This window comes from Streptomyces graminilatus (assembly GCF_001418565.1).
Classification (GTDB): Bacteria; Actinomycetota; Actinomycetes; order Streptomycetales; family Streptomycetaceae; genus Streptomyces; species Streptomyces graminilatus.
This window is the reverse complement of the sequence record NZ_LIQQ01000028.1, coordinates 1-21,996: the sequence shown is the minus strand read 5'-3', so window position 1 is coordinate 21,996 and position 21,996 is coordinate 1. Positions and strand designations below refer to the sequence as shown.

General features: G+C 67.7%; 21 protein-coding genes. 12 read left to right on the top strand and 9 right to left on the bottom strand.

Going from position 1 to position 21,996, the window contains the following annotated elements; genetic code table 11:
* Positions 1 to 627: 627 nt before the first annotated feature.
* The 7 genes from infA to truA all read left to right on the top strand — a co-directional run bounded on the left by infA (position 628) and on the right by truA (position 4,945).
* The gene (gene infA, locus AOK08_RS03720) at positions 628 to 849 is read left to right on the top strand and encodes a translation initiation factor IF-1 (RefSeq protein WP_003948620.1); all 222 of its coding nucleotides are present in this window, start codon (positions 628 to 630) and stop codon (positions 847 to 849) included.
* Positions 850 to 909: 60 nt separating this feature from the next.
* Positions 910 to 1,023 carry a 50S ribosomal protein L36 gene (gene rpmJ, locus AOK08_RS03715; RefSeq protein WP_003998809.1) on the top strand — a complete coding sequence of 38 codons (114 nt, stop codon included), beginning with the start codon at positions 910 to 912 and terminating at the stop codon, positions 1,021 to 1,023.
* A 216-nt stretch (positions 1,024 to 1,239) separates the two neighbouring features.
* The gene (gene rpsM, locus AOK08_RS03710) at positions 1,240 to 1,620 is read left to right on the top strand and encodes a 30S ribosomal protein S13 (RefSeq protein WP_006376031.1); all 381 of its coding nucleotides are present in this window, start codon (positions 1,240 to 1,242) and stop codon (positions 1,618 to 1,620) included.
* 69 nt (positions 1,621 to 1,689) lie between these two features.
* Positions 1,690 to 2,094, top strand: coding sequence for a 30S ribosomal protein S11 (gene rpsK / locus AOK08_RS03705; RefSeq protein ID WP_006376016.1), 405 nt, complete (start codon positions 1,690 to 1,692; stop codon positions 2,092 to 2,094).
* Positions 2,095 to 2,229: 135 nt separating this feature from the next.
* Positions 2,230 to 3,252 carry a DNA-directed RNA polymerase subunit alpha gene (locus AOK08_RS03700; protein ID WP_055523604.1) on the top strand — a complete coding sequence of 341 codons (1,023 nt, stop codon included), beginning with the start codon at positions 2,230 to 2,232 and terminating at the stop codon, positions 3,250 to 3,252.
* Between the two features lie 227 nt (positions 3,253 to 3,479).
* Complete coding sequence (gene rplQ, locus AOK08_RS03695; protein WP_055523602.1) at positions 3,480 to 4,001, top strand: 50S ribosomal protein L17; 522 nt, start codon at positions 3,480 to 3,482, stop codon at positions 3,999 to 4,001.
* A 77-nt stretch (positions 4,002 to 4,078) separates the two neighbouring features.
* Positions 4,079 to 4,945, top strand: coding sequence for a tRNA pseudouridine(38-40) synthase TruA (truA, locus tag AOK08_RS03690; protein ID WP_055523600.1), 867 nt, complete (start codon positions 4,079 to 4,081; stop codon positions 4,943 to 4,945).
* Positions 4,946 to 4,958: 13 nt separating this feature from the next.
* On the opposite strand, the gene AOK08_RS03685 is transcribed toward truA, so the two are convergent.
* Together AOK08_RS03685 and AOK08_RS03680 are read right to left on the bottom strand one after the other, a co-directional pair.
* Complete coding sequence (locus tag AOK08_RS03685; protein ID WP_055523599.1) at positions 4,959 to 5,168, bottom strand: hypothetical protein; 210 nt, start codon at positions 5,166 to 5,168, stop codon at positions 4,959 to 4,961.
* 13 nt (positions 5,169 to 5,181) lie between these two features.
* Positions 5,182 to 6,264, bottom strand: coding sequence for a glycosyltransferase family 2 protein (locus tag AOK08_RS03680; protein WP_055523597.1), 1,083 nt, complete (start codon positions 6,262 to 6,264; stop codon positions 5,182 to 5,184).
* A 453-nt stretch (positions 6,265 to 6,717) separates the two neighbouring features.
* On the opposite strand from AOK08_RS03680, the gene AOK08_RS03675 reads away from it, so the two are divergent.
* Positions 6,718 to 8,163, top strand: coding sequence for a cellulose binding domain-containing protein (locus tag AOK08_RS03675; protein WP_063794001.1), 1,446 nt, complete (start codon positions 6,718 to 6,720; stop codon positions 8,161 to 8,163).
* Between the two features lie 22 nt (positions 8,164 to 8,185).
* Here the strand turns inward: AOK08_RS03675 and AOK08_RS03670 are convergent, their stop codons facing one another.
* Positions 8,186 to 9,094, bottom strand: a complete 909-nt coding sequence (locus AOK08_RS03670) for a hypothetical protein (RefSeq protein WP_055523595.1) — start codon at positions 9,092 to 9,094, stop codon at positions 8,186 to 8,188.
* Positions 9,095 to 9,491: 397 nt separating this feature from the next.
* Between AOK08_RS03670 and rplM the strand changes: the two genes are divergently transcribed.
* The 3 genes from rplM to glmM all read left to right on the top strand — a co-directional run bounded on the left by rplM (position 9,492) and on the right by glmM (position 12,112).
* Positions 9,492 to 9,935 (top strand): 50S ribosomal protein L13, encoded by a 444-nt coding sequence (gene rplM / locus AOK08_RS03665; protein ID WP_055523593.1) that lies wholly within the window; start codon positions 9,492 to 9,494, stop codon positions 9,933 to 9,935.
* A 42-nt stretch (positions 9,936 to 9,977) separates the two neighbouring features.
* A complete protein-coding gene (gene rpsI / locus AOK08_RS03660; RefSeq protein ID WP_055523591.1) occupies positions 9,978 to 10,514 on the top strand; it encodes a 30S ribosomal protein S9 in 537 nt (178 codons plus the stop codon).
* 239 nt (positions 10,515 to 10,753) lie between these two features.
* On the top strand, positions 10,754 to 12,112 hold the full coding sequence (glmM, locus tag AOK08_RS03655) for a phosphoglucosamine mutase (RefSeq protein WP_055523588.1): 1,359 nt from the start codon (positions 10,754 to 10,756) through the stop codon (positions 12,110 to 12,112).
* A gap of 209 nt (positions 12,113 to 12,321) precedes the next feature.
* Here glmM and coaA read toward each other — a convergent pair whose 3' ends face one another.
* Positions 12,322 to 13,290 carry a type I pantothenate kinase gene (gene coaA / locus AOK08_RS03650; protein WP_422125721.1) on the bottom strand — a complete coding sequence of 323 codons (969 nt, stop codon included), beginning with the start codon at positions 13,288 to 13,290 and terminating at the stop codon, positions 12,322 to 12,324.
* 164 nt (positions 13,291 to 13,454) lie between these two features.
* Between coaA and glmS the strand changes: the two genes are divergently transcribed.
* Positions 13,455 to 15,302, top strand: a complete 1,848-nt coding sequence (gene glmS, locus AOK08_RS03645) for a glutamine--fructose-6-phosphate transaminase (isomerizing) (RefSeq protein ID WP_055523584.1) — start codon at positions 13,455 to 13,457, stop codon at positions 15,300 to 15,302.
* Positions 15,303 to 15,421: 119 nt separating this feature from the next.
* On the opposite strand, the gene AOK08_RS03640 is transcribed toward glmS, so the two are convergent.
* From AOK08_RS03640 to AOK08_RS03620, 5 genes are read right to left on the bottom strand one after another with little or no spacing between them, the layout of a single operon-like run.
* Positions 15,422 to 16,435, bottom strand: a complete 1,014-nt coding sequence (locus AOK08_RS03640) for a LacI family DNA-binding transcriptional regulator (RefSeq protein ID WP_063794000.1) — start codon at positions 16,433 to 16,435, stop codon at positions 15,422 to 15,424.
* Positions 16,435 to 18,774, bottom strand: a complete 2,340-nt coding sequence (gene yicI / locus AOK08_RS03635; protein ID WP_055523580.1) for an alpha-xylosidase — start codon at positions 18,772 to 18,774, stop codon at positions 16,435 to 16,437. Before yicI ends, AOK08_RS03640 begins: the two co-directional genes overlap by 1 nt.
* Positions 18,775 to 18,784: 10 nt before the next feature.
* Positions 18,785 to 19,609, bottom strand: coding sequence for a carbohydrate ABC transporter permease (locus AOK08_RS03630; protein ID WP_055523578.1), 825 nt, complete (start codon positions 19,607 to 19,609; stop codon positions 18,785 to 18,787).
* The gene (locus tag AOK08_RS03625) at positions 19,606 to 20,571 is read right to left on the bottom strand and encodes a carbohydrate ABC transporter permease (RefSeq protein ID WP_055523576.1); all 966 of its coding nucleotides are present in this window, start codon (positions 20,569 to 20,571) and stop codon (positions 19,606 to 19,608) included. The genes AOK08_RS03630 and AOK08_RS03625 overlap by 4 nt, the downstream gene beginning before the upstream one ends.
* Complete coding sequence (locus tag AOK08_RS03620; protein WP_198539100.1) at positions 20,568 to 21,872, bottom strand: extracellular solute-binding protein; 1,305 nt, start codon at positions 21,870 to 21,872, stop codon at positions 20,568 to 20,570. Before AOK08_RS03620 ends, AOK08_RS03625 begins: the two co-directional genes overlap by 4 nt.
* Positions 21,873 to 21,996 lie beyond the last annotated feature (124 nt).

Sequence of the window (21,996 nt, the reverse complement as noted above, 5' to 3'; positions counted from 1 at the left end):
CCCCCTGCACCCCTGGCGGGGGCTCCCGCCCCCTGCACCCCTGGCGGGGACTGCGTCCCCTGCACCCCGCTTGGGGCCTCGGCCCCTGGCCTGGGCTCCCCCTGCAGTCTGGTTGGGCCTCGCCCCTGGGGCTTGGCGGGGGCTTCGCCCTGTTGGGGCATCCGCCCCTGGCCCTCGGCGGGGATGCCGCCTTCGGCCCGGGGGCGGGGCTACGTCCCCTGCGCGCCGCTCGGCCCTCGGCCGGGATGCCGCCGCTGGCCCAGCGGGGACTGCCGCTCCTGGCGCCCCGTCGGGACTGTGTCCCCCGTACGTCGCTCGGGCCTCGGCCCCTGACCCCCTGCCTGGTCCTGCCGGGGCCTCCGGTCCGGGTCCTCAGTCAGGAACGCTGCCCCGCCCCCCTTGGGCCCCCGGCGGGGCGCCGGCCCTGAATGCTCCCGTGTGCTGTCCGGGGGGTTCAGTGAGGGTTGCTGGTTAAGGATCAGGGGTGTGGGGCATCCTTCCTCGATTCGTCTTTCCGGGGGTGCTGACGTAGACTGACTCGTCGGCTCTCGTGCACCCGCATGTCCGCATGCGCCCAACTGGGAACGCATGAGAGTCGATCAAGGTAGTCGATTCGAAGGGCGAAGCGTGGCCAAGAAGCAAGGTGCCATCGAGATCGAGGGCACTGTCGTCGAGTCTCTCCCGAACGCAATGTTCAAGGTAGAGCTCCAGAACGGCCACCAGGTTCTGGCACACATCAGCGGCAAGATGCGTATGCACTACATCCGCATCCTCCCTGACGACCGGGTCGTGGTGGAGTTGTCTCCTTACGACCTGACGCGTGGCCGGATCGTCTACCGATACAAGTAGATCTTGCCCAAGTCCCGTGCAAGCGGGGCCGCCGGCAACTGACCCGGAGAACCTCACCCCATGAAGGTCAAGCCGAGCGTCAAGAAGATCTGCGACAAGTGCAGGGTGATCCGCCGTCACGGTCGGGTCATGGTCATCTGCGAGAACCCGCGCCACAAGCAGCGCCAGGGCTGACGCACGACCTACCTTCTGCACCCGCAGAAATTCGCGCGACGCGAGCAGTACATGTTCATACGCAGAGTCCAGGTCCGACTGTTCGGTGACTGTGGTTGGTCGTCGTTCGGTGGAGCTGATACCCCCGGTCGGAGGCCGGGGACCCAGTTCGTACCTCGTACGGCGGCTGGGAAACGGCTTTGTGGAAGACCTCCGAACGACAACTGGAGCCATTGAATGGCACGCGTTTCCGGTGTTGACATCCCGCGTGAAAAGCGTGTGGAGGTCGCCCTCACCTACGTGTTCGGCATCGGCCGGACTCTCTCCCAGCTGACGCTGGCGGAGACGGGCATCGACCCGAACACCCGTGTTCGGGACCTGTCCGAAGAGCAGCTCGTCGCGATCCGCGAGTACGTGGACGCCAACATCAAGACCGAGGGTGACCTCCGTCGCGAGATCCAGGGCGACATCCGCCGGAAGATCGAGATCGGCTGCTACCAGGGTATTCGCCACCGCCGTGGCCTGCCCGTCCACGGTCAGCGCACCAGCACGAACGCTCGTACCCGCAAGGGCCCGCGTCGCGCCATCGCCGGCAAGAAGAAGCCGGGCAAGAAGTAGTCCTCAGCGGACAACGCTTCATCAGCGGTCTTCGCTGTAGGACCGACCACCTCCCCGTAGGAGTAGTAGATGCCCCCCAAGGGTCGTCAGGGCGCTGCCAAGAAGGTGCGCCGCAAGGAAAAGAAGAACGTCGCTCACGGGCACGCTCACATCAAGAGCACGTTCAACAACACGATCGTCTCGATCACCGACCCCGCGGGCAACGTGATCTCCTGGGCCTCCGCCGGCCACGTCGGCTTCAAGGGCTCGCGCAAGTCCACCCCCTTCGCCGCGCAGATGGCCGCCGAGTCGGCCGCCCGCCGCGCGCAGGAGCACGGCATGCGCAAGGTTGACGTCTTCGTCAAGGGCCCGGGCTCGGGTCGCGAGACGGCCATCCGTTCGCTTCAGGCGACCGGTCTTGAGGTCGGCTCCATCCAGGACGTCACCCCCACCCCGCACAACGGCTGCCGTCCCCCCAAGCGCCGTCGCGTCTGATCTGACGTTCGGCTCTGGTTCTTGTTTGGCAGTTTGAGGTTCGGGCGGTATGGCTCCTATGAGCTGTATCGCCCGTACCCTTGTATTACTAGTCGGGCATCAAATAGCGGGTGTCCATGACTGAAGGATTTCCACATGCTGATCGCTCAGCGTCCCTCTTTGACCGAAGAGGTCGTCGACGAGTTCCGCTCCCGGTTCGTCATCGAGCCGCTGGAGCCGGGGTTCGGTTACACCCTCGGTAACTCGCTCCGTCGTACTCTGCTGTCCTCCATCCCTGGCGCGGCTGTCACCAGCATCCGTGTCGACGGCGTTCTGCACGAGTTCACCACCGTGCCGGGCGTCAAGGAAGACGTCACGGACCTCATCCTCAACATCAAGCAGCTCGTTGTCAGCAGTGAGCACGATGAGCCGGTGGTCATGTACCTGCGCAAGCAGGGACCCGGGCTCGTCACCGCCGCTGACATCGCGCCGCCGGCCGGTGTCGAGGTGCACAACCCCGACCTCGTCCTCGCCACGCTCAACGGCAAGGGCAAGCTGGAGGTCGAGCTGACCGTCGAGCGCGGTCGCGGCTATGTCTCGGCTGTGCAGAACAAGCAGGTGGGTCAGGAGATCGGTCGTATTCCGGTCGACTCGATCTACTCGCCTGTTCTCAAGGTCACGTACAAGGTCGAGGCCACGCGTGTCGAGCAGCGCACCGACTTCGACAAGCTGATCGTCGACGTCGAGACCAAGCAGGCCATGCGTCCCCGGGACGCGATGGCTTCCGCCGGTAAGACGCTCGTCGAGCTGTTCGGGCTTGCCCGTGAGCTCAACGTCGACGCCGAGGGCATCGACATGGGTCCGTCCCCGACCGACGCCGCGCTGGCTGCCGATCTCGCGCTGCCGATCGAGGAGCTGGAGCTCACCGTCCGGTCGTACAACTGCCTGAAGCGTGAGGGCATCCACTCCGTGGGTGAGCTCGTGGCCCGCTCCGAGGCCGATCTGCTCGACATCCGTAACTTCGGTGCGAAGTCGATCGACGAGGTCAAGGCCAAGCTTGCCGGGATGGGTCTCGCGCTCAAGGACTCGCCTCCCGGGTTCGACCCGACCGCCGCCGCTGACGCCTTTGGCGCCGACGACGACGTTGACGCCGGGTTCGTGGAGACCGAGCAGTACTAAGGGCTACTAGGGCTACTAGGGCTACTAGGGCTGCTAGGGCTGCTTAGAGCTCGGGGCTTGTGGTTTAGATTTGGGTGCGGGTGCGCTGTGGCTTGTCGCGCAGTTCCCCGCGCCCCTTCCGGGAGCGCCCCTTCGGGGCTGCTCCCGGATCTCCGACAGGTGATCGCCTGCTCGGACACTGACTCTGGTACCTGATACGGCCGGGGCAGACACCAAGGAGAAAGATCATGCCGAAGCCCGCCAAGGGTGCCCGTCTGGGTGGCAGTGCCGCGCACGAGAAGCTGCTTCTCGCGAACCTCGCGAAGTCGCTCTTCGAGCACGGCAAGATCACGACCACCGAGGCGAAGGCGCGCCGGCTGCGTCCCTACGCCGAGCGTCTGGTCACCAAGGCGAAGAAGGGCGACCTTCACAACCGCCGTCAGGTGCTCCAGGTCATCACGGACAAGAGCGTCGTTCACACGCTCTTCACCGAGATCGGCCCGCGCTACGAGAACCGCCCGGGTGGTTACACCCGTATCACCAAGATCGGTAACCGTCGTGGCGACAACGCGCCCATGGCTGTCATCGAGCTGGTGGAGGCCCTGACCGTGGCCCAGCAGGCCACCGGTGAGGCCGAGGCGGCGACCAAGCGTGCCGTCAAGGAAGACGCCCTCGTGAAGGAGGCCCCGGTCGAGACCGAGGCTGCCGCAGAGGTCGTCGAGGACGCCAAGCCGGCCGACGAGGCCGCCGAAGAGTCCAAGGACGCCTGAGCTTCGGTTCGCGTCTGAGCGGGTCCGCTCCTTTCGAGGGGCGGGCCCGCTTTTTTGGTTGCTGAGAGGATCTCCCTGTGAGTGATGAAGTAGAGCCCGGGTTCGTACGGGTGCGGCTGGACCTTTCCTATGACGGGACCGCGTTCTCCGGGTGGGCCAAGCAGGCCGGGGGGCGGCGGACCGTTCAGGGGGAGATCGAGGACGCCCTGCGGACCGTGACGCGGGCCGGGGAGACCACGTACGAGCTGACCGTGGCCGGGCGTACCGATGCCGGGGTGCATGCGCGGGGGCAGGTCGCCCATGTCGATCTGCCTGTCGAGGTGTGGGACGAGCATCAGGAGAAGCTGCTCAAGCGGCTTGCCGGGCGGCTGAGCAAAGATGTGCGGGTGTGGCGCGTCGCCGAGGCGCCGGGTGGGTTCAACGCGCGGTTCTCGGCGATCTGGCGGCGTTACGCGTATCGCGTCACAGACAATCCCGGTGGAGTCGATCCGCTGCTCCGCAACCATGTCCTGTGGCACGACTGGCCGCTCGACGTCGACGCCATGAACGAGGCGGCTGGGCGGCTCGTGGGCGAGCACGACTACGCCGCCTACTGCAAGAAGCGCGAGGGCGCGACCACCATTCGTACGCTCCAGGAGCTGAGCCTGGTCCGCGGTGACGACGGGATCATCACCGCCACCCTGCGCGCCGACGCCTTCTGCCACAACATGGTGCGCTCGCTGATCGGGGCGCTGATCTTCGTGGGGGACGGGCACCGGGGGGCCGACTGGCCCGGGAAGGTGCTGGCCGCCGGCGTACGCGACTCCGCCGTGCATGTCGTACGGCCGCACGGGCTGACGCTGGAGGAAGTCGGTTATCCCGCCGACGAGTTGCTGGCCGCGCGCAACAAGGAGGCGCGGAACCGGCGGACGTTGCCGATGCCGACCACAGGGTGCTTCGGGTAGGCGGTGACGCCCATTACGAGGCTCGCCTGGATCTGTTACGGCCGTTTGCCGTGCGGCGGTCGTGGCGGCGCCTTTTCACGGACAGCAGGTAGGTGATCACGCAGACGGTGACCGTCGTGACCGTGATGCCGAGCACGAACAGCTGGAAGTTCGTCACCTTGGTGACCGCGTAGGCGATGCCGGCGAGTACCGCGCAGGCACCCAGTCCTCTGAGGGTGTTCATCGTTCTCCCCCGCCTACTTCCACGCCGATACGCGAGTCACGAAGGACTTCAGGATGGACGAGATGAGCCAGTACGCCCGTACGACGGTGTAGACCAGCTCGGGGATGAGCAGCGCCTCGACGAGCATCGCCTTCCAGCCGAGGGTGCGTACCTGGATGGCTGGATAGACGATCCAGAAGCCGAAGAGGGCCAGCAGGAGAGGGTGGCTGGAGAAGCCCTGTACGGCGATGGCGGCGACCTGCCGTCCGCTCCAGATGAAGATGTAGGCGAAGCCGACCAGACCCATGATCATCGTGACTATGGAGTGCCAGGTGAATCTGGTCCAGCCGCGGCGGCGCAGCGTGTCGACGGTTCCGCGGCTCCAGCGCTCGCGCTGCTGGATGAGCTCGCGCAGCGTCGGCATGAGGTCGGTGTAGGCGATGCAGAGCTGGTTGGCTGTGACCTTCCAGCCGGACTCCTTGAGCGCCAGCGTGGTCTCGTAGTCCTCGACCAGGTTGCGGTGGTCCTCCCAGAAGACCTCGCCCCGCCAGTCGATCAGGCCCTGTAGCGCCTCGGCGCGGTAGAAGGAGCCGGCGCCCGACATGGTGTGGACGTTCTTGCGGTAGCGCGCGTTGGCGGCCCGGCCGTATTCGATGATCTGCATGCCCAGCAGGAACCGCTGCCAGGGGTTGCGCCACAGGTCGGTGCGGCCGAGACAGGCGGCACTGACGCCGCCGATCTGGGGGTCGGACGCGATGACGTTGCGGGCCCGCTCGATGAACCGCGGGTGCAGTTCGGTGTCGGCGTCCATGACCAGGACGTGGCCCACCCGGCCGTTCAGCCGGCCGCCCACTGCCTCCCGGAGCCATCGCAGTCCGTAGTTGAGGGCCCCGGCCTTTTTGTGCGGATTGTCATCGAGGTTGAGGACGACCGTCGGCGGTGTGCGCTCGTCGTCGGCGAACTGGCGCGCGAATTCCTGGGTGCGGTCGGTCGAGTTGTTGACCACCACGACGATGAGGTCGGGCCGTCGGGTCTGCCCGGCCAGCGACTCCAGCGAGGTGAAGACCCCGACCTCCTCATTCCGGGCGGGAACGAGCACGACGGTCTCGTAGACCATTGTGGCCGGGGTCTCGACGGCATGGCCGTACGCGCTGCGGCCTCTTCGATGTCGGCTGCGTGGTGTGTGCAGCTGCTCAGCACGCTCACCGCGCGCAACCGTCCCCGACAAAACGTTTCTCCTGCATCCGGATGCCTCCGCACATTGGTCGTGATCTTGTGCGGGTACTGCGAAAGGTCCTCAGGAACATACCCCGGGTATGTCCGACAGGTCGGAGCTGTCCAGGTCACAGGGTTGCTCTCGGTGGCGTGAGGCGTGAACGGTGAGTTAAATCCGGATCCTTTGGTGCTACGGCAAAAGGGTCATAATCATGACAACTGGTGGCGATGATATTCGGCCAGACGTCATGGTGAAGATCACACGGTAAGAGGCGGGAAAGGGTTATCTGGGAGCCTTTGTGAAGATGGGCTTAAGGTGTGCGGTGACCACCGCCCAGAGAACTCGGGGGAATTCGTGACCGGCCGCACATCGTCCCGTCGGGGATGGAAAATCCTCATATTCCTGCTCGCGACGGGCCTTCTCGGAGCGGGCGGCGCCGCGCTCCACGCCTGGTGGCCGTCGGGCGAGTCCTCCTCCGTCCTCACCGTTCGCTACCGGACCGGCGCCGCCGCGACGGCGGATGTGGCGAAACCGTGGCTGGAAATCATCAACACGTCCGGCCGTTCCGTGAACCTCAGCGACGTCACCCTGCGTTACTACTACACGGCTGGCGGCGGCACCGCGTACGGGTCCAACTGCGTCCAGACGTCCCTCGGTTGCTCCAGCGTCACCCTGCGGACGGCCGCCCTGGAGGACCCGGCGCCCAAGGCCGACCACTACCTCCAGATCGGCTTCACCGCCGCGGCCGGCACGCTGAAGCCCGGCGGCACCAGTCAGGGCATCGGGCTCCAGCTCTACCGGGTCGACCACCGCGAGCTGAATCAGGCGGACGATCTCTCGTTCGACGCCAAGAGCACCACGTACCAGCCGTCCAAGCTCGTGACCGCGTATCTGGATGGCACTCATGTCTGGGGCAAGGAGCCGAACGGCGACACCCCGGCTCCCGCCGCTTCCGCGTCCGCATCCGCGTCCGCGTCCACTTCAGCGTCGGCCTCGGCCTCGGGCGGGGCGCCCGCCGGAGTCCTCTTCGACGACTTCGACTACACCGGTCCCGACGACCCCGCGCTCGCGGCCAACGGCTGGACGGTCCGTACCGGCGAAGGCGGACCGGGCATCAAGGACACCTGGTCGAAGCAGGGTGTGAGCTTCCCCGCCGGGGAGGACGGCAGGGCGGGACAGGCGCTCCGGTTGCGGGCCGGCACCGACGGCACCGCGCGGGGCACCCGGCAGGCCGAGTTCCACCGGACCCGGCCGACGTTCTTCACCGGCACCCTCGTCGCCCGCGTCTACCTCAGCGACAAGCCCGCGAGCGGCGCCGACGGCGACCACGTCAACGAGTCCCTGTTCGCCATCTCGCCCGACCACGCGTCGCCGAGGTACAGCGAACTCGACTACGAGTACATGCCCAACGGCGGCTGGGGCCGGTACGGGCCGTTGCTCGACACCACGAGCTGGCGCAACAGCGAGCGGGGCGACCGGGTCACCAGCTCCCACAACCAGAAGCTCGGCGGCTGGCACACCATGGTCATCACCGCGGTCGACGGGAAGACCACCTACTCCATCGACGGCCAGAAGCTCTTCACCAGCGGCAGCAAGCACTTTCCGCGCGAGGCCATGACCATCAACTTCAGCACCTGGTTCGTCGACCTCCCCTTCAAGGGGGCGCGTTCCTGGGAGATGAAGGCCGACTGGATGTACTACCGGGCCGGCAAGGCGGTGTCGGCGGCGGACGCGGAGAAGGCCGCCGCCCGGTTCGAGGCCGCGGGGACGCCTTACCTGAACACCCTGCCGAAGTCCTGAGTCACCGGAGCAGGGGGGAGGGCTACTTGCTCGCCGCCGAGGCCTGTGCCTCGCCGCGCCGCCTGATCTGGCGGAAGGCGAACTCGGCCAGGTCGTCGCCCGTGGTGAAGACCGCCGTGCTCTTCGTCGTCACGTCCTTGCCGTCGGTGAAACCGGCGATCGTGAAGTAGGCGTAGCGGCCGTACGAGTTGGTCGTCGAGCGGCAGATCGCCGCGCGGCAGAAGGTCGGGACACCGCCGCCGGACAGGGACTCGACGATGCTCTTCCTGTCCGTCGTGGACTTGACCTTCGTGGCCTGCGCCTCGGTGTCGAAGACGGCCACGCCGACCGTCACCGCGATGCCGTCCTTGCTGTACGTGACGCGCAGGAAGCGCGTGCACCCGTTGTCCGTGAGGATCTTCGGAAGGGTGTTCTTCGTCGCCGACGCGCAGTTCGTCGAGTCGGCGGTCGGGCCCTTCTTGTAGAGGCGCTCGCCCATCGTGAGCTGCGTACCGGGGAAGAGGTCGTCCGGGGCCAGGGGCGCCGTGTCCTTCTTCGCGCTCGATATGAAGTCCTTCGGGTCCAGCGGCGGCGGCGCGCTCGTCGGCGCGAACGACGGCGTCGAGGCGGTGTCGCTGGGGATGTCCGCGGTGGCGGGCAGGCCGGAGGTCGGTCTGTTGGAGGCCGTGGCGTTGCCGTCCGCGTTGACCACGGCCATCGCGACGGCCGTGCCCACGCCCACGGTGGCCACCGCGGCCCCGACGATGAGCAGGATTCTGCGGCGCCTGTTACGGACCTCGGACGCCTCGGCGAGCGCCGCCCAGTCGGGGGCCTGTCCGCCGCCCTGGCCGGCCCACGGCTGCTGCGGGGCCCGGCTGTCCTGGTTGTCCCACGGCTGCTGGGAATTCGATTTCCAGGGGTCCCACTGAGGTCCCCCCTGCCCATAGCTCATGCGCGCATCTTAGACGCCGTGCACCCCGTGTGTTGCTGCGTCTCAAGGGCCACGCGTGCCACCGCAGTTGGGGGTGGGGCATGGGCGGCAAGTCCGATCTCGGAGGGTTGTCGGGAAGGTTTGGGTTTATGGCGGCTGAGGCGGCGGTTCCTCCTGCTCGCTCGCGCGGACGGACCCTCGTTTTGACCCGTCCGGGCCCGCGCGGGTAGCCTGGGCGATTGTTATGCGTATCGGCTTGGTCGTTCTCACGCGAGAGGCCCATACGTAGGTTCCCTGGAGCAGTTACCAGTGGACGGCATACGGGCATTGTTCCCGGCCACTGTCGTCCCCAGCTGCACGATCGCTTCAGTGATGCCATGTGTCAGGACCCATCCACTGAAGAAGCGAAGGCTACGAAGTGCGTACGTTCAGCCCTAAGCCCGGCGACATCACTCGCCAGTGGTACGTCATCGACGCCCAGGATGTCGTCCTGGGCCGTCTGGCCACCACCGCCGCGAACATCCTTCGGGGCAAGCACAAGCCGATTTACGCCCCCCACGTCGACGCTGGTGACTTCGTCATCATCATCAACGCCGACAAGGTGCACCTCTCCGGCAACAAGAAGACCCAGAAGATGGCGTACCGCCACTCCGGCTACCCGGGTGGTCTGCGCTCCGTCCGCTACGACGAGCTTCTGGCGAAGAACCCCGAGAAGGCCGTCGAGAAGGCCATCAAGGGCATGATCCCCAAGAACACCCTGGGCCGTCAGGTGCTCTCGAAGCTGAAGGTCTACTCGGGCGACCAGCACCCGCACGCTGCGCAGCAGCCGGTGCCGTTCGAGATCACCCAGGTCGCGCAGTAGTTCCGGCCACCCCCTAAGACGTAGAGAATTCTGAGGAGAATCGTGGCCGAGACCACTGTCGAGCAGCCGCTCGACGACAACGCCGATGTCGAGTTCGAGAACGCCGACGTCGAGAGCTACACCACCGAGTCCGAGGTCCCCGTCGAGGGCGACTACACCTCGGAGTCGCTCGCGGGCCGCTTCGGCGACCCGCAGCCCGCGGCCGGCCTGGGCCGTCGCAAGAACGCCATCGCCCGCGTCCGGATCGTCCCGGGCACCGGCAAGTGGAAGATCAACGGTCGCACCCTTGAGGACTACTTCCCCAACAAGGTGCACCAGCAGGAAGTCAACGAGCCCTTCAAGGTGCTCGAGCTCGAAGGCCGCTACGACGTCATCGCCCGCATCTCCGGCGGCGGTGTCTCCGGTCAGGCCGGTGCGCTCCGTCTCGGTGTCGCCCGTGCGCTGAACGAGGCGGACGTCGACAACAACCGTGGCGCCCTGAAGAAGGCCGGCTTCCTCAAGCGCGACGACCGTGCGGTCGAGCGCAAGAAGGCCGGTCTCAAGAAGGCCCGCAAGGCTCCGCAGTACAGCAAGCGTTAATCGCTCCGCTGCTCTCGGACGTCTCGTGTTTCCCGGACGTCCTGTACGTATCGCCCCGGCGGCACTTTCGTGCTGTCGGGGCGGTTCGTTTACGGGGGACATCACCTATCACAGGTTCGCCGCACGGGTTTTGGAACGCTCCATACAGCCTGGAAACAGGCACAGGGGATATACGTAGCCAGGTCCGGCATGGACACTCGGCACGAGCCGCACATTCTCAGCATCTTCGGAGGACACCAGTGGGACGACTCTTCGGCACGGACGGCGTGCGCGGTGTCGCCAACGTGGACCTGACGGCCGAGCTGGCTCTCGGTCTGTCGGTGGCGGCGGCCCACGTACTCGCCGAGGCGGGTTCGTTCGAGGGCCACCGGCCGGTCGCCGTGGTCGGACGGGATCCGCGCGCGTCGGGAGAGTTCCTGGAGGCCGCCGTGGTCGCGGGCCTCGCCAGCGCGGGCGTGGACGTCCTGCTGGTCGGCGTACTGCCCACCCCGGCGGTGGCGTACCTCACCGCCGAGCTGGGCGCGGACCTCGGCGTGATGCTCTCCGCCAGCCACAACGCCATGCCCGACAACGGCGTCAAGTTCCTGGCCCGCGGTGGCCACAAACTCGACGACGAGCTGGAGGAGCGGATCGAAGCCGTGTACGAGGAGCACCGCACCGGTGCTCCCTGGGACCGTCCGACGGGCGGCGGCGTGGGCCGTGTGCGCTCGTACGACGAGGGCTTCGAGCAGTACGTCAGTCATCTCGTCGGTGTCCTGCCGAACCGGCTGGACGGTCTGAAGGTCGTCCTGGACGAGGCGCACGGCGCCGCCAGCCTGGTCTCGCCCGAGGTGTTCACCCGGGCCGGCGCCGAGATCGTCACCATCGGTGCCGAGCCCGACGGCCTCAACATCAACGACGGCTACGGCTCCACCCACCTCGCCAAGATCCGGGCCGCCGTCCTCGAACACGGTGCCGATCTCGGCATCGCCCACGACGGTGACGCCGACCGTTGCCTCGCCGTCGACCACACCGGTGCGGAGGTGGACGGCGACCAGATCATGGCCGTACTCGCCCTGGCGATGCGGGAGCGGGGCGTACTGCGGGACGACACCGTTGTCGCGACGGTGATGTCCAACCTGGGCTTCAAGCTGGCGATGGAGCGGGAAGGGCTGTCTCTGGTCCAGACGGCGGTCGGGGACCGGTATGTCCTGGAGGAGATGAAGGAGCACGGGTACGCGCTGGGCGGTGAGCAGTCCGGGCATGTGATCATCTCGGACCACGCGACCACCGGTGACGGGACGCTGACCGGGCTGCTGCTGGCGGCTCGGGTCGCGCAGACCGGTCGTACATTGAAGGAACTCGCGGCTGTCATGGAGCGGTTGCCGCAGGTGCTGGTGAACGTGCCTGATGTCGACCGGGCGCGGGTGGGGTCGTCTGCCGAGCTGGCGGCCGCGGTTGCTGACGCCGAGCGGGAACTCGGGGCTACCGGGCGGGTGTTGTTGCGGCCCTCCGGGACCGAGCCGTTGGTTCGGGTGATGGTGGAGGCTGCCGATATCGATCACGCTCGGGCTGTGGCCGGGCGGTTGGCGGATGTGGTGAAGTCGGCGCTCGGGTAGTTTGCGGGGCCATTCCGTGCCGGGTTCGGGGTGGGGGTGCTGTGCGTGGCGGGCTGCGGGTCCGTTGTGGCTTGTCGCGCAGTTCCCCGCGCCCCTGTCGGGTTGTGGGGGTGCGGGTTCGCTGCGGGTTGCGGGTCCGTCGTGGCTTGTCGCGCAGTTCCCCGCGCCCCTGTCGGGCGCGGCTGCGCCGGCGCCCTCAGGGGGGTCGACTACAGCTTGCGTAGGTTGAGTCGCTGGACCTTGTGGTCCGGGCCCTTGCGGATGATCAAGGTGGCGCGGCCTCTTGTGGGGGCCACGTTTTCCAGGAGGTTCACCTTGTTGATGGTGCGCCAGGTGGTGCGGGCGTAGTCCAGGGCCTCTTCCTCCGACACCTGGGTGTACTTGCGGAAGTACGAGGACGGGTTCTGGAACGCCGTCTCACGCAGGCGGCGGAAGCGGTTGAGGTACCAGCGCTCGATGTCCTCGGGGCGGGCGTCGACGTACACGCTGAAGTCGAAGTAGTCGGCGAGACCGACGCGGGTGCGGCCGTCGCTGCCGGGGAGCGCGGGCTGGAGGACGTTCAGGCCCTCGACGATCAGGATGTCGGGGCGGCGGACCGTGAGCTTTCGGTCGGGGACGATGTCGTAGATGAGGTGGGAGTAGACGGGGGCTGTGACCTCGTCTTTTCCTGCCTTGATGTCCGCTACGAAGCGGGTCAGGGCCCGGCGGTCGTACGACTCCGGGAAGCCCTTCCGGGACATCAGGCCGCGGGCCGTCAGCTCCTCGGTGGGGAGCAGGAAGCCGTCCGTGGTCACCAGTTCTACGCGTGGGTGTTCGGGCCAGCGGGAGAGCAGCGCCTGGAGGAGACGGGCGACTGTTGACTTGCCGACCGCCACCGAGCCCGCGACTCCTATGACGAACGGCGTGCCCGTCTGGGTGCCCTGTTCGCCGAGGAACGTGTTCAGGGCTCCCCGAAGGCCGTCCGTGGCGCCGATGTAGAGGTTGAGGAGCCGGGAGAGCGGGAGGTAGATGTCCCGCACCTCGTCGAGGTCGATGACATCGCCCAGACCGCGCAGCTTCTCGACCTCCTCGGCGGTGAGGGGCAGCGGCGTCTTGTCGCGCAGCGCACTCCACTCGGCACGGGTGAGGTCGACGTAGGGAGTCGCCTCCGGCCGCTGCCGGTGGGCGCTCCGGGGCATCGAGGAGACCGGAGAGATCACAGTCCATTGTTACGGCAGTGTGGACGGGGTGGAGGGTGGGGTGCGTCACCTCTAGGTGGAGGCCTCGTTTTCGCGGCGCGAATTTCCGATATCGGGCACGCTGTGCCCGGATGCGGCGCGTGTTCGATCGTAGGCTGCGCAGCATGTGCGGAATCGTGGGTTATGTGGGGTCGCAGTCGGCTCTCGACGTCGTGATGGCCGGGCTGAAGCGGCTGGAGTACCGGGGATACGACTCGGCCGGGGTGGCGGTGCTCGCGGACGGCGGGCTGGCCGGTGCCAAGAAGGCGGGGAAGCTCGTCAATCTGGAGAAGGCGCTTGTCGAACGGCCGTTGCTGGCCGGCGGTACGGGTATCGGGCACACCCGGTGGGCGACTCATGGCGGGCCCACCGACGGCAACGCCCATCCGCATCTCGACAACGCCGGGCGCGTCGCCGTCGTCCACAACGGGATCATCGAGAACTTCGCCTGTCTGCGCGCGGAGCTGGCCGAGCGTGGCCATGAACTCGTCTCCGAGACCGACACCGAGGTCGTCGCGCATCTGCTCGCCGAGGAGTTCTCGGCCTGCGCCGATCTCGCCGAGGCCATGCGGCTCGTGTGCCGGCGTCTTGAGGGCGCGTTCACGCTGGTCGCGGTACATGCCGACGAGCCGGACGTGGTGGTCGGGGCGCGGCGGAACTCGCCGCTCGTGGTGGGCGTTGGAGAGGGCGAGGCCTTTCTCGCCTCGGACGTCGCCGCGTTCATCGCCCACACGCGGTCGGCGATCGAGCTGGGTCAGGACCAGGTGGTGGAGCTGCGCCGGGACGGGGTCACGGTGACGGGATTCGACGGCGGTCCGGGGGACGCGAGGTCGTATCACGTCGACTGGGACGTGTCGGCGGCGGAAAAGGGGGGCTATGACTACTTCATGCTCAAGGAGATCGCCGAGCAGCCCAAGGCTGTCGCCGATACCCTGCTGGGCCGGATCGACCCGGCCGGGTCGCTGACGCTCGACGAGGTGCGGATTCCCGCCGCCGCGCTGCGGGAGGTCGAGAAGGTCGTGGTTGTGGCTTGCGGTACGGCCTTTCACGCCGGGCTGATCGCCAAGTACGCCATCGAGCACTGGACGCGCGTCCCGTGCGAGGTGGAGCTGGCGAGCGAGTTCCGGTACCGGGATCCGATTCTCGACGCGCGGACCCTGGTCATCGCCATCTCCCAGTCCGGCGAGACGATGGACACCCTGATGGCGCTGCGGCACGCCCGTGAGCAGGGGGCCAAGGTGCTGGCCGTCTGCAACACCAACGGCTCGACGATCCCGCGCGAGTCGGACGCGGTGCTGTACACGCACGCGGGGCCCGAGGTCGCCGTCGCCTCCACCAAGGCGTTCCTCACCCAGTTGGTGGCCTGCTATCTCGTCGCCCTGTATCTGGGGCAGGTGCGCGGCACCAAGTGGGGCGACGAGATCCGGGCCGTCGTGCGGGACCTCGCGGACATCTCCGGTGCGGTCGAGCGGGTGCTGGAGACCATGGAGCCAGTGCGTGAGCTGGCGCGTTCGCTCGCCGACAAGAACACGGTGCTGTTCCTGGGGCGGCACGTGGGCTATCCGGTGGCACTGGAGGGCGCGCTCAAGCTGAAGGAGCTGGCCTATATGCACGCCGAGGGGTTCGCCGCCGGTGAGCTGAAGCACGGGCCCATCGCCTTGATCGAGCAGGACGTGCCGGTCGTCGTGGTCGTGCCCTCGCCGCGTGGCCGGTCCGTCCTCCACGACAAGATCGTGTCCAACATCCAGGAGATCAGGGCCCGGGGCGCCCGGACCATCGTCATCGCGGAGGAGGGGGACGAGGCGGTGGTGCCGTACGCGGACCACCTGATCCGTGTTCCGGCCACCCCGACGCTGCTCCAGCCGCTCGTCGCCACCGTGCCGTTGCAGGTCTTCGCCTGTGAGCTGGCCACGGCCCGGGGCAACGAGGTGGACCAGCCCCGGAACCTGGCCAAGTCGGTGACGGTGGAGTAGTCGGGACATCGGCTGGATCGGTGGCCATCTTGGGCTCCGGGGTTACGGCTTCATGGGCTCCGGGTCACCGGGGCACCGGGTTACTGGGTTGTCGGGATACCGGGTTGTCGGGTTTGGGCTCACGGTGCAGCCCGTGCCACCGTGGTCGCCCTCTCCGTCAGGCGGGGTGGCAGCAGGGTCACCTCCGGGGCGTGACCCGTGCTGTTCAGCTTCCTCATCAGCAGGTCCACTGCCCGTGCCCCCACCTCCGCCGACGGTATGGCGACCGAGGTGACCGGCACGGGCAGGTTCTCGGCCATGTCGGCCGGGCAGATCGCGGTGACGGAGAGGTCGCCCGGGACCCGTAGGCCGAGGTGCTCGAAGGCGCCGATCAGGGGTTCGAGGATCGCCTCGTTGTGGACGACGACCCCGGTCAACGCCGGTTGTTCGCAGAGGAGTTGCTCGGCAACGGCCCTTGCGGCGGCCGGTGTCGCCGCACAGGGGCGGACCGAGGACGACAGCCCGCCCCGGTCCGCCGCCGCCGTGAACCCCTGGGCAACGCGCTGGGCGAACGCGGTCCGGCGCAGATACACCTCGGGCGGTGAGCCGACCAGGGCGATCACCCGGTGCCCCAGGGCCGCCAGCCGCTCCACGCACAGCTCGCCCGCCGCCTTGAAGTCCAGGTCGACGCAGGTCAGGCCGGCCGGTTCGGCGGGGAGGCCGATCAGGACCGACGGCAGGTCCAGTGCGCGCAGCAACGGCAGCCGGGGGTCGTGGAGCTGGACGTCCATCACGATCAGCGCGTCCACGAGGGCCGTGTCCGCCACCCGGCGCAGACCGGCCTCGCCCTCCTCCTGGGTGAGGAGCAGGACGTCGTGGTCGTGGCGGCGCGCCGCCGTCACCACCGACACCGCGAACCGCATCGCGACCGGGACATCGATGCCGGTACGCAACGGGATCACCAGTGCCAGGACGTTGGAGCGGCTGCTCGCCAGGGCGCGGGCGCCCGCGTGCGGGCGGTAGCCGAGTTCGTGGATGGAGCGTTCGACGCGCCGCCGGGTCTCCTCGGAGATCGGGCGCTTGCCGCTGAGGGCGTACGACACGGTGCTGGGGGAGACGCCGGCGTGCCGGGCCACATCGGTGATCTTCACCATCACTCGCCTCCCGGCCCGATCGCCCCCGGTTCTGCCGGACCCCGTTCCATCGGCCCCCGCCGCGTCGGGTTCGGTTCCGCCGGTTCCAGCTCCAGCTCCAGGGTCAGGAATCCGGTGCCCGCCTTCGCTCGTACCTCGCGGTTGCCCGACGCCAGTCCCCAGGGCGCCGACGGGTCGCTGCACGACGCCCGTAGCGTGTCGCCCTCGCGGACCACTGTGAACGCCAAGTCGCCTACCGGGACGGTCACTTGGGCGCCGCGTCGCAGGCCGTACGTGTGCAGGGTGACCCCGTCGGCGTACGCGTAGTCGGGGCGGTCGTCCACCGCGCCGACGGGTATCACCGACCCGGGGCGCACCAGCAGCGGCACGCTGTCGAAGCCGTGGCGCTCCCGTGTCCAGCGGGGGCCGGTGACCGTGCGGCCGGTCAGGAAGTGGGTCCACTCGCCCTCGGGGACGTAGTAGGAGACCTCGCCCTCGTCGCTGAACACCGGTGCGACCAGCAGATCGGGGCCGAGCATGAACTGCCGTTCCAGGTGGGCGCATCCGGGGTCGTCCGGGAACTCCAGGACCATCGCGCGCATCATCGGGACGCCCTCGGTGTGGGCGGTGCGGGCGGCCTCGTAGAGGTAGGGCATGAGGCGGAGTTTGAGCCGGGTGAAGAGCCGCAGCACGTCCACCGACTCCTCGTCGAACAGCCACGGCACCCGGTAGGTGGAGCTGCCGTGCAGACGGCTGTGGGAGGAGAGGAGGCCGAAGGCGATCCAGCGTTTGAAGAGGGCGGGGCTCGGGGTGCCCTCGAAGCCGCCGATGTCGTGGCTCCAGTAGCCGAATCCGGACAGGCCGAGGGAGAGGCCGCCGCGCAGTGACTCCGCCATCGACTCGTACGTCGCCTCGCAGTCGCCGCCCCAGTGGACCGGGAACTGCTGGCTGCCGGCCGTCGCGGCACGCGCGAACACAACGGCCTCGCCCTCGCCGCGGTGCTTGCGCAGTACCTCGAAGACGGTCCTGTTGTAGAGGTACGTGTAGTAGTTGTGCATCCGCTCCGGGTCCGAGCCGTCGGCGAACTCCACGTCCAGCGGCACCCGTTCACCGAAGTCGGTCTTGAAGCAGTCGACGCCCTGCGCGAGCAGCGCCTCCAGCTTCGCCGCGTACCAGTCGCGGGCGGCCGGACTGGTGAAGTCGACCAGTGCCATGCCCGGCTGCCACAGGTCCCACTGCCACACGCTGCCGTCCGGTCGGCGGAGCAGGTGGCCAAGCGCCTTGCCCTCCTTGAAGAGTGGCGAGCGCTGGGCGATGTACGGGTTGATCCAGACGCTGATGTGCAGGCCCCGCGACTTCAGCCGCTGGAGCATGCCCTCGGGGTCGGGGAACACCCGTGGGTCCCACCGGAAGTCGCACCAGTTGAACTCGCGCATCCAGAAACAGTCGAAGTGGAAGACGGAGAGCGGGAGTTCACGCTTCCGCATGCCCTCGATGAACGACGTCACCGTCTCCTCGTCGTAGGAGGTGGTGAAGGACGTCGACAGCCACAGGCCGAACGACCACGGGGGCGGTAGTGCCGGGCGGCCGGTCAGGGCCGTGTACTTGCGGAGGATGTCCTTGGGGGTCGGGCCGTGGATGACGTAGTACGTCAACTGCTGTGTTTCGGCGCTGAATTGCACCCTGGACACGGCTTCCGAGCCGACCTCGAAGGAGACCCGGCCGGGGTGGTCGACGAAGACTCCGTAGCCCGCGTCCGTGAGGTAGAACGGCACGTTCTTGTAGGCCTGTTCGGTGGCCGTGCCGCCGTCGGCGTTCCACATGTCGACGGCCTGGCCGTTCTTGACGAGTGGGCCGAAGCGTTCGCCGAGCCCGTACACGCTCGTGCCGACCTTCAGCCCGAGCTGCTCGCGCAGATAGTGGGCGCCGGTCGCCGAGTCCCGCATGATGCCCATGCCCTTGGGGCCGCTGCTGGTGAGGACCCGGCCGTGGGCGAGGAAGTCGACCTGCCAGGGGCTGGTGCGGCTGACCCGGACGGAGAGAGTGCCGGAGGTCAGCGTCGCGTGCTCCTCGTCGTACTCGGTGTGGACCGTCAAGTCCTCCTTGCGCACCTCGAACTGGGGGCTCTGCGGCTCCTCGCCCTGGAAGTGCGTGAACGTGACACCGATGACGTCGGGCATCGGGGCGTGGGCGCTGATCGTCACGACCGGTCCCTTCAGCAGGTCGCCGCGGTGGCGGATGGGCTGGGTCGGCGCGTGGATCTCCAGCGTGCCGTCGGCGTCGGTCACATCGAGGACCTCGACCGGGTGGGCGGCGGTGACGCCCTCGCGCAGTAGCCAGTAGCCGTCGGTGAACTTCACGTGGGGGTCCTTACTTCACGGCACCCACGGCGATGCCGCGAGTGAGCGTTCGCTGGAAGACGAGGAAGAAGACAAGGGCGGGCAACACACCCAGCAGGGCAGCCGCGTTGGTCATCGTGGCGTCCATCAGGCGCTGGCCCTGGAGGACGCCGAGGGCCACCGACACCGTCTGGTTGTCGTTGGAGATCAGCATCACCAGGGGGAGCAGGAACTCGTTCCAGGTCCAGATGAAGAAGAAGACGAGGAGCACACCGAGCGTGGGACGGCTGACCGGGACGACGATCCGCCACAGCACCTGCCACTTGTTGGCGCCGTCGATCCGCGCGGCCTCGATGACCTCCCGGGGGAACTGGCCCAGGACGGAGGAGAGGAGATACGTACCGAAGGCCGCCTGGATGACCGTGAAGACGATGATCACGCTCAACCGGGTGTCGTACAGGCCGACTTGCTTGCTCAGGTAGTACACCGGGTAGACCAGCGCCTCCTGCGGCAGCACATTGGCGAGGACGAAGAAGGCCAGCACCCAGGTGCGGCCCCGGATCCGCCCGATGCCGATCGCGTACGCGTTGAGCACCGACAGGACGACCGCGAGGACCGCCACCGAACCGCTGATCAGAGTCGAGTTGACGAGCTTCCGGCCGAAGTCGACCCGCTCCCAGAAGTCCTTGATCCCGTCGAGATAGAGGCCCTCGGGGAGACCGAGGGGGCCGTTCGCGGAGTACTCGGCGGGCGACTTCACGGCGTTGACGGCGACGATCAGGAACGGCACGACCATGAACAGGGCCGCCAGGACGAGGGCGATGAGCACCGGGTAGCGGCGCGGGGCGGTGGTCACGTACGGGCTCCTTCCACGGTGTCCTCGGCGTCCTCCGCGCGGGTCTGGAACCTCAGGCCGACGAATGAGACGGCGAGGATGATCACCGTCAGGACGGTGGAGACGGCGGCGCCGTAGCCGACCTGGGTCTTCTCGAAGAACGTGGTGAAGGAGAAGTAGGACGGGACGTCGGTCGCGCCGCCCGGACCGCCCTTCGTCAGGACGTACACCGCGCCGAACACCTTCAGCGCGGCGATCGTGCACCAGGTGAGGACGACATAGGTCTCGGGGCGGATCTGCGGCAGCGTGATGTGCCGGAAGCGGCGCCACCAGCCGGCGCCGTCCAGTTCGGCGGCCTCGTAGAGCTGCGGGTCGACGCGTTGCAGGCCCGCCATGAACACGACCAGCGGGAAGCCGAGCTGCACCCAGACCAGCACACCCATCACGCTGTAGAGCGCGATGTCCGGGTCGCCGAGCCAGTCCTGCTGCCAGGAACCCAGCCCGACAGCCTTCAGCAGCTCGTTCAGCGAACCGTTCCCGGGCGCGAGGATCCAGCTCCACACGATGCCCGCGACCGCGATCGGCAGCACCTGCGGGAGATAGAAGCAGGCGCGGAGCACGGCCGCCCAGCGGCTCCCGAAGTGCTTGCCGACGAAGTCGAACAGGGCGGCGGCCAGGACGAGTCCGACCACGGTGGGTACGGCCGCCATCGCCACCACCATGAACAGGCTGTGCCGGAACGACGCCCAGAACTCCGAATCGTCCATCAGAGTGCGGTAGTTGGCGAGTCCTGCCCACTCCGGGGTGCCCACGCCCCGCCAATCGGTGAAGCTCACCCCGGTGTTCATCAGGAACGGCACGACGATCACGGCGAGGAAGGCGAGGGCTCCGGGGAGCAGGAAGAGAGTGTACGAGTCCTTCCGGCGGCGCGAACTCCCCTGCTCGCACACGCCGTTGGTGGCGCGTTCGACGGTGACCGTCATGTCTTCGGTACGCCCTTGTCGTACGCCTCCTGCAACGAGTCCAGGACGTCGTCCGGTTTCGCGCTGCCGGTGATCAGCTTCTGGACCTCGGAGACGAGGACGTCGTAGAAGCCGGGTACCGGCCAGTCGGGGTAGAAGGCGAGCCCGTCCCGGCCGGAGAGGGTGTTGAAGTCGGCGATGAGCGACTTGGCCTTCGGGTCGGTGACGGCGGCCGGGTCGGCGGCCACCGGGACCCCACCCTTGTCGCCGAGCAGGTTCTGGATCTTCTTCGACATGGTGATGTCGATGAAGTCGTAGGCGAGTTCCTTGTTCTTCGCGGCCTTGGGGACGACCCACAGGTTGCCGCCGGAGCCGAGGGTGAGACCGGTGCCGGGCCACAGGAACGTGCCCCAGTCGAACTTCGCCTCGCTCTTGAAGCGGCCGTACCACCAGCTCCCGGAGAACAGGATCGGGCTCTTGCCCTGGATGAAGGAGACTCCGGCCTCCTCCGCCTTCAGGCCGCTGGAGTTCTTGCCGAAGTACCCCTTGTCCACCCAGTCGGCGAAGGTCTCGGCGCCGTACGTCCAGGCGGCGTCGTGGAAGTCCGTCTTCCCCTTGTACAGCTCGTACTTGTCGACCCAGGCGCGGTCCGCCTTCGACAGGGCGAGCTGGTAGAGGTACTGCTGGGCCGGGTACTCGGCGCCCGCGCTCGCCAGCGGGGTGACGCCCTCGGCGACGAACTTGTCCATGGCGGCGGTGAGTTCACCGAACGAGGTCGGCTCGGCGATCCCGTACCTCTTGAAGAGATCCTTGTTGTAGAACACCATCGTGTACTCGGCGTAGTTGGGCACGCCGTACCAACTACCGCTGCCCATAACGCCGTTGGCGCTGTACTGGCTGGTGGTGCGGACCCCGGCGCCGATCTTCCGGTCCCAGCCGCGTTTCGTCACCTCGGCGGTGAGATCGGTCAACAGGCCCTGCGTGGAAAGCAGTCCGGCCGTCGCGTTGCCCTTGTTGTACTCCATGAGGTCGGGCGCGTCGGAGGAGTTGAGGACCATCGGGGCGGTCTTCTGGATCTGTTCGAAGCCCTTCTCCTCGAACTCCACTCTGACGCCCGGATGCGTCGCCTCGAACTCCTCGACGGCCGCCTGCCAGGCCGCGCCCATCGCGCTGTCGGGGCCCTCGTAGTGCCACAGGCGCAGGGTCTTCCCGTCGGACGACCCGCTGCCCGAGCCGCCGCCGCAGGAGGCGAGCGACAAGGCCCCGACCAGGGTCGCGGCCGTAATGATCAGGTGCCTGCTGTGCCTTCTTGCCGTGAACATCCAGGGCCTCCAGGGGAGTCGGATGGATCTCGGTCACCCGTCGCGCAGGGGGTTGTTGTCGGGGGCTGTCGGGGGTTGCCGGGGGTCGTCGAACTGATTCGACTCGCCCGTCGAAGCGCTTCGA

What these genes read in the sequence shown, in the direction of transcription:
- AOK08_RS03620 (WP_198539100.1), bottom strand. Translation starts at nt 21,872, where the DNA reads ATGTTCACGGCAAGAAGGCACAGCAGGCACCTGATCATTACGGCCGCG.
- rpsK (WP_006376016.1), top strand. Translation starts at nt 1,690, where the DNA reads ATGCCCCCCAAGGGTCGTCAGGGCGCTGCCAAGAAGGTGCGCCGCAAG.
- rpsM (WP_006376031.1), top strand. Translation starts at nt 1,240, where the DNA reads ATGGCACGCGTTTCCGGTGTTGACATCCCGCGTGAAAAGCGTGTGGAG.
- AOK08_RS03680 (WP_055523597.1), bottom strand. Translation starts at nt 6,264, where the DNA reads ATGGTCTACGAGACCGTCGTGCTCGTTCCCGCCCGGAATGAGGAGGTC.
- rpmJ (WP_003998809.1), top strand. Translation starts at nt 910, where the DNA reads ATGAAGGTCAAGCCGAGCGTCAAGAAGATCTGCGACAAGTGCAGGGTG.
- AOK08_RS03685 (WP_055523599.1), bottom strand. Translation starts at nt 5,168, where the DNA reads ATGAACACCCTCAGAGGACTGGGTGCCTGCGCGGTACTCGCCGGCATC.
- AOK08_RS03700 (WP_055523604.1), top strand. Translation starts at nt 2,230, where the DNA reads ATGCTGATCGCTCAGCGTCCCTCTTTGACCGAAGAGGTCGTCGACGAG.
- AOK08_RS03670 (WP_055523595.1), bottom strand. Translation starts at nt 9,094, where the DNA reads ATGAGCTATGGGCAGGGGGGACCTCAGTGGGACCCCTGGAAATCGAAT.
- coaA (WP_422125721.1), bottom strand. Translation starts at nt 13,290, where the DNA reads ATGCCCCGGAGCGCCCACCGGCAGCGGCCGGAGGCGACTCCCTACGTC.
- rplQ (WP_055523602.1), top strand. Translation starts at nt 3,480, where the DNA reads ATGCCGAAGCCCGCCAAGGGTGCCCGTCTGGGTGGCAGTGCCGCGCAC.
- AOK08_RS03625 (WP_055523576.1), bottom strand. Translation starts at nt 20,571, where the DNA reads ATGACGGTCACCGTCGAACGCGCCACCAACGGCGTGTGCGAGCAGGGG.
- AOK08_RS03640 (WP_063794000.1), bottom strand. Translation starts at nt 16,435, where the DNA reads ATGGTGAAGATCACCGATGTGGCCCGGCACGCCGGCGTCTCCCCCAGC.
- glmS (WP_055523584.1), top strand. Translation starts at nt 13,455, where the DNA reads ATGTGCGGAATCGTGGGTTATGTGGGGTCGCAGTCGGCTCTCGACGTC.